Annotated in this window: 10 protein-coding genes and 2 pseudogenes; 9 read left to right on the top strand and 3 right to left on the bottom strand. The window is 63.0% G+C overall.

The features are described 5' to 3' along the window. Positions 1-194 precede the first annotated feature (194 nt). Positions 195-965: an IclR family transcriptional regulator domain-containing protein gene (locus C7I87_RS33980; protein WP_149908304.1), complete on the bottom strand. Its 771-nt coding sequence runs from the start codon at positions 963-965 to the stop codon at positions 195-197. A gap of 122 nt (positions 966-1087) precedes the next feature. Here C7I87_RS33980 and C7I87_RS33975 point away from each other — a divergent pair, with 122 nt between their 5' ends. From C7I87_RS33975 to pcaF, 3 genes are read left to right on the top strand one after another with little or no spacing between them, the layout of a single operon-like run. Further along, positions 1088-1945 (top strand): CoA transferase subunit A, encoded by an 858-nt coding sequence (locus tag C7I87_RS33975; protein WP_149908303.1) that lies wholly within the window; start codon positions 1088-1090, stop codon positions 1943-1945. Further along, the gene (locus C7I87_RS33970) at positions 1942-2736 is read left to right on the top strand and encodes a CoA-transferase subunit beta (protein WP_149908302.1); all 795 of its coding nucleotides are present in this window, start codon (positions 1942-1944) and stop codon (positions 2734-2736) included. The genes C7I87_RS33975 and C7I87_RS33970 overlap by 4 nt, the downstream gene beginning before the upstream one ends. A 1-nt stretch (position 2737) precedes the next feature. Further along, positions 2738-3943 carry a 3-oxoadipyl-CoA thiolase gene (gene pcaF / locus C7I87_RS33965; RefSeq protein ID WP_149908301.1) on the top strand — a complete coding sequence of 402 codons (1206 nt, stop codon included), beginning with the start codon at positions 2738-2740 and terminating at the stop codon, positions 3941-3943. Between the two features lie 209 nt (positions 3944-4152). Here the strand turns inward: pcaF and C7I87_RS33960 are convergent, their stop codons facing one another. Then, positions 4153-4689 carry a DUF4019 domain-containing protein gene (locus C7I87_RS33960; RefSeq protein ID WP_149908300.1) on the bottom strand — a complete coding sequence of 179 codons (537 nt, stop codon included), beginning with the start codon at positions 4687-4689 and terminating at the stop codon, positions 4153-4155. Positions 4690-4869: 180 nt separating this feature from the next. On the opposite strand from C7I87_RS33960, the gene C7I87_RS33955 reads away from it, so the two are divergent. The 6 genes and pseudogenes from C7I87_RS33955 to C7I87_RS33925 all read left to right on the top strand — a co-directional run bounded on the left by C7I87_RS33955 (position 4870) and on the right by C7I87_RS33925 (position 11018). Continuing rightward, a complete protein-coding gene (locus C7I87_RS33955) occupies positions 4870-5901 on the top strand; it encodes a BMP family protein (RefSeq protein ID WP_149908299.1) in 1032 nt (343 codons plus the stop codon). A gap of 258 nt (positions 5902-6159) precedes the next feature. Further along, positions 6160-7410, top strand: a pseudogene (locus tag C7I87_RS33945) (ABC transporter ATP-binding protein); the annotation flags it as partial. Positions 7411-7649: 239 nt separating this feature from the next. Continuing rightward, positions 7650-8705, top strand: a complete 1056-nt coding sequence (locus C7I87_RS33940) for an ABC transporter permease (RefSeq protein WP_149908297.1) — start codon at positions 7650-7652, stop codon at positions 8703-8705. After that, entirely contained in the window at positions 8702-9646 is a 945-nt protein-coding gene (locus C7I87_RS33935; protein ID WP_149908296.1) for an ABC transporter permease, read from the top strand. Before C7I87_RS33940 ends, C7I87_RS33935 begins: the two co-directional genes overlap by 4 nt. A 137-nt stretch (positions 9647-9783) precedes the next feature. Continuing rightward, positions 9784-9939, top strand: coding sequence for a hypothetical protein (locus C7I87_RS33930; RefSeq protein WP_149908295.1), 156 nt, complete (start codon positions 9784-9786; stop codon positions 9937-9939). 137 nt (positions 9940-10076) lie between these two features. Continuing rightward, on the top strand, positions 10077-11018 hold the full coding sequence (locus tag C7I87_RS33925; protein WP_149908294.1) for an LLM class flavin-dependent oxidoreductase: 942 nt from the start codon (positions 10077-10079) through the stop codon (positions 11016-11018). Between the two features lie 6 nt (positions 11019-11024). Here the strand turns inward: C7I87_RS33925 and C7I87_RS33920 are convergent. Next, positions 11025-11498 (bottom strand): annotated as a pseudogene (locus C7I87_RS33920) (cysteine hydrolase family protein); the annotation flags it as partial. Positions 11499-11539: the final 41 nt, after the last annotated feature.

The raw sequence follows: 11539 nt of genomic DNA, 5'->3' as shown, positions 1-11539 counted from the left end.
CAACACGCCTCCCGCAACATTGCGCAACAGGCCCTCAAGGGGGGAGATCGGATGTCGCGATCGCCTCGCCAATTTTCACCGCCGAAGAAGAGGCGCTGAAGTCAAAACTGCCAATCTCCCCCCTTGAGGGGGAGATGCCCGGCAGGGTAGAGGGGGGCGCTGTCCCGCCGACTTGGGAAGTCTAAAAAGGCCCCTTAAACCACAAAAAAATCCTCGACACGCTGCCTGGCCTCGAGCAGCGCGGGCAGGATTTCCCGCTCCATATCCGCGACGGAAAACCGCGCCGACTGGGTCGAGACATTGATCGCCGCGACCGTGCGTCCGGCGCGGTCGCGGATCGGCACGGCTATCGAGCGCAGGCCGAGTTCCAGTTCTTCGTCGACGATGGCGAAGCCATCCGTCCTGGCTTGGGCAATCGCCTTTGCCAGCAACGGCCTTTCAACGATGGTCTTCGGCGTCCGCCGTTCGATGGTTGCGTGGCTAAGAAATGCGTCGAGTTCCCCTGGCGTGAGGCCGGCGAGCAGCATCCGCCCCATCGAGGTGCAATAGGCGGGCAACCTGGTGCCGACGTCGAGCGACACGCTGAGGATGCGCCGGCCAGGAATGCGGGCGACATAGACGACATCCTCGCCCGACCGGATCGCCGCCGAACAGGCCTCGTTCAGCTGCGCCGCCACCGCACGCATGATGGGCGCGGCAAAGCTCCACAGCGAGCCGCCGCCGAGCCATGTACGTGCGATGGCCAGCAGACGCGGCGACAGCGAGAACACACGGCCGTCCTGCGTGGCATAGCCGGTAGCTACAAGCGTCAGCAAAAATCGCCGGGCGCCGGCGCGGGTCAGGCCGGCTTCCTCGGCCATTTCGGTCAGCGTCATGCCAGAGGGGTGGCGGGCGAGGATTTCCATGACGGCAAGGCCGCGCTCGAGCGAGCCAACGTGATCACGGGAAACGGTCTCTTCGTCCATTTCGTCCCCCCGACAGGCGATTTCGCCAGCATTGACTCCGCCGTGGAACAGGCGCTAGAAAGTATCACATATAATACTTTTGTTCGCAATACGAACTTTGGCAATTATGAGGACCCCCCGCGATGGTCAAGTTCCTGCCGCTCAAACAGGCCGTGGCCGAGAATTTGAATAATGGCGACACGGTCGCCTTCGAGGGCTTCACCCACCTGATCCCGACAGCCGCCGCACATGAGGCGATCCGCCAGGGGTTTCGCGACCTGACCCTGATCCGCATGACGCCCGACCTGATCTACGACCAGATGATCGGCATGGGCATGGCGAAGAAGATCGTCTTCTCCTATGTCGGCAATCCCGGCGTCGGCCTGTTGCGCCGTGTCCGCGATGCGATCGAGAATGGTTTGCCACACTCGATCGAGGTCGAGGAGCACAGCCATGCCGGCATGGCCAATGCCTATGAGGCGGGTGCGGCCGGCCTGCCTTGCGCGGTGTTTCGTGGCTATCGCGGGGCCGGGTTGGCTGATGTCAATCCGAACATCAAATCGGTCACCTGTCCGTTTACCGGCGAGGTGCTGGCGGCCGTGCCTTCGATCCGACCCGACGTCACCTTCATCCATGCGCAGAAAGCCGACCGGAAAGGCAATGTGCTGGTCGAGGGCATTATCGGCATCCAGAAGGAAGCAGTGCTGGCGGCTAGCCGAGCGGTGGTGACGGTGGAGGAAGTGGTCGACAATTTCGACGATCTGCACCCGAACCTGACCGTGCTGCCCCGATGGACGATCGCGGCGATCTCGGTCGTGCCGGGCGGCTCGCATCCGTCCTACGCACATGGCTACTACATGCGCGATAACGCCGCCTATCTCGAATGGGACGAGATCGCCGCCGACCGCGAAAAATTCCAGGCGTGGATGCAGGCGAACGTCATCGAAAAAAGCGCCGACGATTTCGCGGCCCGCGTCGAGCATCTGAGGAAAGCGGCATGAGCGAACTGGGCTTCACTCCCAACGAGATGATGACGGTCGCCGCCAGCCGCGCGCTGAGGAACGATGATGTCTGCTTCGTCGGCATCGGCGCGCCGTCGGCCGCCTGCAACGTCGCGCGGCTGACGCATGCGCCCGACATCACCCTGATCTATGAGAGCGGCACGATCGGCACCGCGCCCGACGTGCTGCCGTTGTCGATCGGCGACGGCGAATTGTGTGAAACCGCCGTCACAACCGTCGCGGTGCCGGAGATGTTCCGCTACTGGCTGCAGGGCGGCCGCATCTCGATTGGCTTCCTCGGGGCTGCCCAACTCGACAAGTTCGGCAATATCAACACCACGGTCATCGGCGATTATTTCCATCCCAAGACCCGGCTGCCCGGCGGCGGCGGCGCGCCGGAGATAGCTACGTCGTCGAAGGAGATCTACATCACCATGGCGCAAACCAAGCGCGGCATGGTCGAGAAGATCGACTTCTTCACCTCCTTCGGCCATGGCGAAGGCGGCGATCATCGAAAGCGGCTTGGCATCGACACCGCTGGCCCGACATTGCTGATCACCGATCTCGCCATCTGGAAGCCAGACCCGGTGACCAAGGAATTCACGGTCGTCTCTCTGCATCCCGGTGTCACGTACCAGCAGGTGCAGGAGAGCTGTGGCTGGGTCGTTAAGTTCGCCGAGGCGCTTGACGAAACACCGGCGCCAAGCGAACTCGAACTCAGGACATTGCGCGACCTGCAGACCCGCACCAAGGCGGCGCATGAGGGGACCGGAAAAGGGAAGGCTGCCTGACATGGCCGAGGCCTATATTTGCGACTACATCCGCACGCCGATCGGTCGCTTCGGCGGTTCGCTATCTTCGCTGCGTACCGACGACCTTGGCGCCATCCCGCTGAAGGCTTTGCTCGAGCACAATCCCGGCATCGATTGGCAGGCGATCGACGATGTCGTCTATGGCTGCGCCAACCAGGCCGGCGAGGACAACCGCAACGTGGCACGCATGGCGCTGCTGCTGGCTGGCCTGCCCAAGGAAGTCCCCGGCTCGACCGTCAATCGCCTGTGCGGGTCAGGAATGGACGCGCTGACCATCGCCGCTCGTGCCATCAAGGCCGGCGAAGCGGAACTGATGATCGCGGGCGGCGTCGAATCGATGAGCCGTGCGCCTTTCGTCATGCCCAAGGCCGACACGGCGTTTTCGCGCAATGCCGAGATTTACGACACAACCATCGGCTGGCGCTTCGTCAACCCGCTGATGAAGAACCAGTATGGAGTCGATTCGATGCCGGAGACAGGCGAGAACGTCGCCGAGGATTTTGCCGTGTCACGTGCCGATCAGGACGCATTCGCCGTGCGCAGCCAGGACAAGGCGGTCGCCGCGCAAGCCAATGGCCGGCTGGCCAAGGAGATTACCCCGGTGACGATCCCGCAGCGCAAGGCCGATGCGGTCGTTGTCAGCAAGGACGAGCATCCCCGCGCCGGCACCACGGTCGAGTCGCTCGCCAAACTGCCGACGCCGTTCCGGCAAGGCGGCACTGTGACGGCCGGCAATGCCTCCGGCGTCAATGACGGGGCGGCGGCATTGATCGTTGCCTCTGCAGCGGCTGCGAAGAAATACGGCCTGACGCCGATAGCCCGCATCCTTGGCGGTGCCGTCGCCGGTGTTTCGCCGCGCATCATGGGCGTGGGCCCAGTGCCGGCGACGCAGAAATTGTGCGTACGGCTAGGCCTGACGCCGCAACAATTCGACGTCATCGAACTCAACGAAGCCTTTGCCTCGCAAGGCATCGCCGTGCTGCGCCAGCTCGGCGTCGCTGAGGATGCGCCGCACGTCAACCCGAATGGCGGCGCCATCGCGCTTGGCCATCCCCTGGGCATGTCGGGCGCCCGCATCTCGGGGACGGCCGCACTTGAGTTGCGCGAACGCGGCGGCCGCTACGCGCTGGCCACAATGTGCATCGGCGTTGGCCAGGGCATCGCCATCGCGCTCGAACGGGTTTGATCCCGGTTTTGATGTGCTGTCAGGAGGGGCGGGCACCATTCTGCTGCCGCGAATTTAGTAGTGGGTCAGTTGGAACCCGTGCAGGCTGGTGGCCCCACTGACAAGCTCTGGGAAATAGCGGACATCGCGGCGCTCATCGAAGCGAAGGAAGCCGCCGAGGGCGCGCGGGTCACATAGAAGCCGGTGAGCTAAAATGTTCAGGGATTGGCTCAACGGGAAGCCGGACAGTTACGTGACAATTCGGCCCACGCTTTATCCAGCTCAAATTTCGCCATTTTCATTGCTGCCGCGTTGTCGATGAAATTGCTTTCGGCGCGCATGACGTGGAAAGCGCCTCCTGAAGGTTTTTGATAGAGCGCGACATACCCACAGTGCCGATCGATCTTCTCAAATTTTGTGGCGATATCGACCGCTACATAAATGCCCGGTAAAGGCGCATCCGCCGGGTCTTTGAGCCACGTGAATTTGAGCAGTCGCCGCTGCAGTAGCGGACCGGACCGAGAGTGAAACTCGTCGCTTTGCTCGGCGAATGCAGTAACGGAGATCGATGCTTTGGCGGCATCATCCATCATTTGAAATGCCCGCTCGGGATCGCCGCTATCGAGCAAAGAGAAATAAGTATCGATTACCCGTGTCGCATTTAGCACTGAGTCCTGAGGCGGAGACCAGTCTTGCGAACGTGTAGGTTGGGGCCCGATCAACGTCGAAATCACCAACACAATGAAAGCTATGGCTGCACGGATCATCAGCTAGCTTCGCAGCCCCTCGAACGGACTGCAAGCCATCAAGGCCGATAGCCATAAATTCAATCTGAATCACTCCCCCAAATTTGACCATGTGGACAAAAGTCCGGACCCGTTCCATAGTTCCCCGTCTGATTTTTAGAACGGCCGGCTCGACACGGCTGTCAAGCAGAGGGGCACTTCATGGAAGACCGGAAGAACAAATCCCATACGACATACGAAGGTCTGTCGCGACGCAACGTGCTGGAACTGGGCGCGCTTGGCCTCGCGGCTGCGATGCTGCCGGGTGCGGCCTTCGCGGCGGGCAAAAAACTGAAAGTGGCGGCGATCTTCGCCACGCCTATCGAGGAGCCGTGGGACAACCAGATCCACGTCGCCCTGCAGAAGGCCGAGAAGGAACTGGGCATCGAATACAAATGGTCGGAAAAGGTGCAGACCGCCGACTTCAGCCGCGTCATGCGCGAATATGCGCAAGGCGGTTACCAGCTGGTGCTGGGCGATGCCTTCGCCGCCGAGCGCGAATCGCGCCGCACCGCCAAGCAGTTCCCCAAGACCGCCTGGCTGTTCGGGTCGGGCGCTGGGCCGGCCGAGCCGAACTTCGGCGTCTTCGACAACTGGATCCATGAGCCTGCCTATCTCTCCGGCATGATCGCCGGCAAGATGTCGAAATCGGGCACGGTCGGCGCGGTGGCGGCGATGGGCATTCCGGAAGTGAACCGGCTGGTCAACGCCTTCTTCGCCGGCGCCAAGGACGTCAGTCCGAACGTCAAGAAGAAGGTCGCCTTCATCGGCTCCTTCTTTGATCCGCCAAAAGCCAAGGAAGCCGCGGTGGCGCAGATCGATGCCGGCGTCGATGTCATCTACGCCGAGCGCTTCGGCGTCATCGAGGCGGCTGTGGAGAAGAAGATTTTTGCCATCTCCAACATGTCCGACCAGTCGAGCCTCGGCCCCGACACGGTCATCACCGGCCCGGTCTGGGACATGTACCCGACGGTCGAGCAGGCGATCAAGCTGGTCAAGGCCGGGGTCTACACGGCGCAGGATTACGGCGATTTCTCGCGCATGGCCAAGGGCGGCTCCTATCTGGCGCCCTTCCACAAGTTCGACAAGACGCTGCCCGCCGACGTCAAGGATCTGGTCGAGAAGAAGAAGGCCGAAATCCTGGAAGGCAATTTCCGGGTGGATGTGGACGAGAACACGCCGGTTTCGGATTGAGGGTTGTTGGCGAAGGGCCGGCGCGTGGCGCCCCCCCTCTGTCCTGCCGGACATCTCCCCCTCCAGGGGGAGATCGGCAGCTTCGCCGGCGGTATTCTTGTTTGGCGTAGAAAATTGGCGGAGGCCTACGTGACATCCGATCTCCCCCCTTGAGGGGGAGATGGCCGGCAGGCCAGAGGGGGGTGCAGCGCATCCCTATCAAGCTGAATCGCAAGCCAAATTCCTCCAGGAGCATCCTTGCCCGCCCCACTCATCGAAATGCGCGGCATCACCAAGAGCTTCGGCGCCGTCAAGGCAAACGAAGCCGTCGATCTCAGCGTGGCGCCGGGCGAAATCCTCGGTCTTCTCGGCGAGAACGGCGCCGGCAAGACCACGTTGATGAACGTGCTGTTTGGTGCTTATGCGCCGGATGCCGGCGAGATTCTGATCCAGGGCCGGTCGGTGCGGATCGCCAGCTCGGCCGACGCGCTGGCCGCCGGCATCGGCATGGTGCACCAGCATTTTCACCTGGCACCTCGGCTGACGGTGCTGGAAAATCTGCTCATCGGGATGTCAGGCAAATCGGGACGGATCGATCGCGCCGGCGGGCTGGCGCGGCTGGCTGAGATCGGCCGCCAGCACGGGCTGACGCTTGATCCCAATCTGCCGGTCTCGGCGCTGTCGGTTGGCGAACAGCAGCGGCTGGAAATCGTCAAGGCGCTGTTTCGCGGTGCCAAGCTCTTGATCCTCGACGAGCCGACCGCGGTGCTGGCGCCGAGCGAGGTCGATGGGCTGTTTTCGGCGCTGCGCTCGATGGCGGCACAGGGCCTCGGCATCATCTTCATCTCGCACAAGCTCAACGAGGTGCGGGCGCTGACGCATCGCTGTACGGTGCTGCGGCATGGCCGCGTCGCCGGCCGGGTAGACGATCCCGCCAACACGACATCGGCTGCAATGGCGCAATTGATGTGCGGCCATGAAATCGTGCCACCGGCGCGCGGGCCATCGACACCGGGCGGAGCGGTGCTCATTCTCGACGGCATCTCGACCTCGAAGCATTCGGGTACGGCGCTGCGCGACATATCGCTTGCCGTGCATGCCGGCGAAATCCTCGGCATTGCCGGCGTCTCCGGCAATGGCCAGCGGGCACTGGCGGAGGTCATCTCAGGCGTGCGCACGCCCGATGCCGGCCGGATGACCATCGCCGGCCAGACCGTATCGCGGTTCTCGCCGCGCGAGGTGCAGGCGCTGGGCCTTGGCCGCATCCCGGAAGACCGCATGACGACGGGGCTGGTCACCAATTTGCCGCTCGCCGATTCCATGGTGCTGCCGCGCATCGGCACATCGACCTTCTCCGCCAGAGGGTTGCTCAAGCCGGATGCGATCCGGGCTTTCGCCGAAGAACAGATCAAGGCCTATGATATCAGATGTCCCGGGCCGATGACCCGCGCCGGCGCGCTGTCCGGCGGCAATCTGCAGAAGGCGCTGCTGGCGCGCGAGCTTGCCTTCGACCCAAAGGTCCTGATCGTGTCGCAGCCGACGCGTGGCCTCGACATCGGCGCTGCCCGTTTCATCCATGAAAAATTCCTCGACATGCGCGCCAAGGGCTGCGGCATCATCGTCATTGGCGAGGATCTGGAAGAACTGCTGGTGCTCTGCGATCGTATCGCGGTGATGTATGAGGGCCGCATCGCCGGCACGCTCGATAGCGCCGATGCCACGATCGCGCGTCTCGGCCTGCTGATGACCGGCGCGGAGGCGCACGGCTGATGTTCCGCCTCGAAGTCCGCACCTCGACGCCCGCCTGGTTTAACCTTGTGCTGCCGCTGCTGGCGATCGCCGCCACGCTCATCCTGTGCAGCGGCCTGATCGCCCTGGCCGGGGCGAACGTGTTCGAATCCTACGGCGTGATGTTCACGGCCTCGCTCGGCGACAGCTATGCCATCACCGAAACACTGGTGCGCGCGGCTCCGATGATCTTCACGGGGCTGGCGGTGGCCGTCGCCTTTCGGGCCAAATTCTGGAACATCGGTGCCGAGGGGCAATTGCTTGCCGGTGCAGTGGCGAGTTGCTTCGTCGGTGCCATTCCGATGCCTGGCCCGCTCGCCATGCTGTTGATGGCGGTGGCGGGTGCCGCAGCCGGAGCCGCGGTGGCGCTGGTGCCGGCGACGCTCAGGGTGAGATTCAAGGTCGATGATGTGGTGAGCTCGCTGCTGCTCAACTCGGTCATCTACTACGCGCTGATGGCGCTGATCGAGGGCCCGTGGAAGGATAGTTTCAGCGGCTACCCGATCTCGCCGCCGATCGAGGATTCGGCGAATTTTCCAGTGCTGATCGAAGGCACGCGGCTGCATCTCGGTGTCGTCGCGGCGCTGATCGCGGCACCCCTGATCTGGTTCCTGATCGTGCGCACGACGCTCGGTTTTCGCATCCGCGTCACCGGCGAAAATCCGGAAGCGGCACGCTATGGCGGCATCCATGTCGAGCGCGTGCTGATCTCCACGGCGCTGCTTTCCGGCGCGCTGGCTGGTCTTGCCGGCGTCGGCGAGGTCGGCGGCGTGCACTTCCAGGTGATGAGCGACATCTCGCCGGGCTACGGCTATTCCGGTATCGTCGTTGCCATGCTGGCGCGGCTCAACCCGCTCGGCGTCGTGCCGGCGGCGATCTTCCTGGCCGCCGTGATGACCGGCGCCGAGGCGATGTCGCGGGCGACCGGCGTGCCGGCCTTCCTCAGCGACGTCATCCAGGGAACGGCGCTGCTCGCCATGCTGGTGGCGCTGCTGTTCACCGCCTATCGCATTCGCCGCGTCGGAGCGATCAGATGAGCGCGGTGTTCGAGCAGATTTTCCAGGTAGGCTTTCTCGCCGCCATCATCCGCATCGCCACGCCGCTGGCCTTCGCCACGCTCGGCGAAATGTTCTCCGAACGGGCCGGCGTGCTCAATCTCGGCATCGAAGGCATCATGCTGCTCTGCGCGATGACCGGCTTCACCGCCACCAGCCTCAGCGGCAGCCTGTGGCTGGGCGTGCTGGTGGCGGTGCTGACCGGCATGCTGATGGGCGCGCTGCATGCGCTGTTCACCGTGGCGCTCGGCCTCAGCCAGCATGTCTGCGGCATCGGCGTGACACTATTCTCATCGGGGCTTGCCTATTTCCTCTACCGGCGGATCTTCGGCCAGCAGTCGGTGCCGCCGAGCATCAAGGGTTTTCAGACGCTGCCGATCCCGGTTTTCTCAGATATTCCCGTGCTTGGCCCGGCGGTGTTCAACCAGTTTGCGCTGGTCTACATGGCGATCCTGGCCATCCCGCTTGCCGCCTTCATCCTCTACCGCACACCTTGGGGCCTGTCCGTGCGCATGGTCGGTGAAAATCCGCGCGCCGCAGATTCAGCCGGCGTCATCGTCATCGCCACGCGTTTCCAGGCTGTCATTCTCGGCGGCGCGCTGATGGGTCTGGCAGGCGCCTTCCTGTCGATGGCGCAGTTCAACGCCTTCACCTTCGGCGTCGTGTCGGGACGGGGCTGGGTAGCGATCGCGCTGGTCGTGTTCGGCCGCTGGGATCCATGGCGCTCGGCTGGTGCCGCGCTGCTGTTCGCCTTCGTCGATGCCTTGCAACTGCGCATGCAGGCGAGTGGGCTCGGCCACATCCCCTATGAGGCGTTCCTGATGCTGCCCTTTATCTTCACCATCGTTGCAATGGCGTTCATGTCACGCAACGCTGTGGCGCCATCGGCGCTGCTGAAGCCGTTTCGAAGGGAAGAGCGGTAAGAGCGCGAGCCCACGCCCGCAGCAATTTTGCACCAATTTTTGGTAATTGAGGAGAAAATAATTCTATCAATGGCGGAAAAATAGCAATCGACAAAGTCTACAAGTTTTATAGATTAACCGGCGTGACGGAGGTCGATATGTCCTATATCCAGAACGCCCAGACCGGCAGCAACGGCCAGAAGCTGGCCAATGCCCAGGGCTTTCGCCCGGCCTATGCCGGCGCTTTCGCCTATCTCGTCTTTGCCCTTGCGTTTGTGTTCACCGGGGCAGTCGTGCTGGGCCTTATTCCCTAAATCACCAGATCGACAGGGGCTGTTGCCCCACAGCTTTCAGACAGTCGGAGTTGAATGAACCGGGTCGCGGGCGCTTTCGCGCGCCTGAGGATTCGCATTTCACAGCATCAGTGATTCCAGCAATGGAGGAGATGACAATGCCGATCGAATTCACGCATGTTCCCACCAAGACCGCCGACGCGGCGGTTCCTTTTTTCTATGACTTCGCCGAGACCGCGACCAAGCTCGGGTTGATCGAGGATGGCGGTTTCCAGAAGATCGTCGTCGACGATTCGGCCGGGCTGCTGACCAACATGGATCTTGCGTCCCAGGTGCTTAACCGCACCGCTTCGCTGGAAGTGGTGCTCACCCATTGGGCCGGTGTGATCGAACCGACGGTGGCTGCCCGCCAGCTGGCGTCCATCGACAGGGAGAGCGGCGGACGGCTGGCGCTCAGGATGATCAGCGAGCCGTTGAACGATGATGATGCCGAGACACGACCGGTCGGACATGGCGTCGTCTGGCAGCGCATCGACGAATATCTGGTGCTGTTGAAGCGGCTGTGGTCGAACGACCGGCCTTTCGACCATGAAGGGGCATTCTACAGCATCCGAGGCGGCTATGTGCCGCGCAAGGGACCACACGGCGCCGACCTTGTCATCCGCCTGGGCGGTCAGTCGGGAACAGCACTCAAGGTTGCCGGCCGCCACGCCGATGTCTTCGAATTGGCGCCGGGCTCGATCGACGATATCAGGCAATTCATGGAACGGGCACGTGGCGCCGCGGCCGAACATGGCCGCGCCGGCAAGCTGCGCTTCGCGCTTCCGGTCAGGATCCACCAAGGTGTTTCCGCCGCCGGCCACAAGGCGGTCGACCTCTCTGGGCCGCCGGCTCAGGTGGCACTGTCGTTGCTTGCCTATGCGGCTCTAGGCATCGATGAATTCATGATCGTCGGCGTCGACACGCCAAGCGAGATCGCGACAGCCGGCCGGGAAACACTGGCGCTGCTGCGCAACTCGCTGGCGCGCCGGGAGGCCAGCGAATTTCAGCCTGGAGCTTATGCGCCTCGCCCAGGGTTGGAGACGCGAGCAGCGGGCTAAAGCCCGTCATTCGTCAGTTGCTTCAGGTCTGTCGCCAAGCCACGACAGGGCGTCGATGACGGCGGCTGAATCGGCCAATGCGCCGAAGACGCCATCCTCGACCGTCACCATGTGAAGCGCCGCCTCGTGCGCTTGCCTGTCGCCGCTGGCGCAGGCGTCCGAAATCGTCAGGCACTGGAAATTGCGGTCACAGGCCTCGCGCAGCGTGGTGTGGACACAGACATCGGTCGTGCACCCGGAAAACATCAGATGCGTGATGCCTTGCGCACGCAGCACAAGCTCGAAATCCGTATAGGTGAAGGCGCTGTTGCAGGTCTTGTCGACGATGATGTCGTGCGGCGCGACATCGATCTCCGGAACGATCTGGAACCCTGCGCCCGAGCGTAGCAGGACATCGGTGCCGTCGAGGCCGGCGCGCTTGCGGCGCCATTTCTCATAGGGCGTCATATCGGCCATGTCGGCGCGGTAACCCTGCCTAGTTGTTTAGTCCCGGCATTTGCTGGAGCGGATTGAGGGTGAAT

Origin of the sequence: Mesorhizobium sp. SARCC-RB16n (genome assembly GCF_008520305.1) — a bacterium.
In the GTDB taxonomy this organism is placed as follows: Bacteria; Pseudomonadota; Alphaproteobacteria; order Rhizobiales; family Rhizobiaceae; genus Mesorhizobium.
The sequence above is the reverse complement of the archived record's forward strand: the minus strand, read 5'-3'. Positions and strand labels throughout refer to the sequence as shown.

Excerpts from the sequence above, each read along its gene's own strand:
- C7I87_RS33930 (WP_149908295.1), top strand. The coding sequence starts at position 9,784 with ATGTCCTATATCCAGAACGCCCAGACCGGCAGCAACGGCCAGAAGCTG.
- C7I87_RS33980 (WP_149908304.1), bottom strand. The coding sequence starts at position 965 with ATGGACGAAGAGACCGTTTCCCGTGATCACGTTGGCTCGCTCGAGCGC.
- C7I87_RS33970 (WP_149908302.1), top strand. The coding sequence starts at position 1,942 with ATGAGCGAACTGGGCTTCACTCCCAACGAGATGATGACGGTCGCCGCC.
- pcaF (WP_149908301.1), top strand. The coding sequence starts at position 2,738 with ATGGCCGAGGCCTATATTTGCGACTACATCCGCACGCCGATCGGTCGC.
- C7I87_RS33955 (WP_149908299.1), top strand. The coding sequence starts at position 4,870 with ATGGAAGACCGGAAGAACAAATCCCATACGACATACGAAGGTCTGTCG.
- C7I87_RS33960 (WP_149908300.1), bottom strand. The coding sequence starts at position 4,689 with ATGATCCGTGCAGCCATAGCTTTCATTGTGTTGGTGATTTCGACGTTG.
- C7I87_RS33935 (WP_149908296.1), top strand. The coding sequence starts at position 8,702 with ATGAGCGCGGTGTTCGAGCAGATTTTCCAGGTAGGCTTTCTCGCCGCC.
- C7I87_RS33975 (WP_149908303.1), top strand. The coding sequence starts at position 1,088 with ATGGTCAAGTTCCTGCCGCTCAAACAGGCCGTGGCCGAGAATTTGAAT.
- C7I87_RS33940 (WP_149908297.1), top strand. The coding sequence starts at position 7,650 with ATGTTCCGCCTCGAAGTCCGCACCTCGACGCCCGCCTGGTTTAACCTT.
- C7I87_RS33925 (WP_149908294.1), top strand. The coding sequence starts at position 10,077 with ATGCCGATCGAATTCACGCATGTTCCCACCAAGACCGCCGACGCGGCG.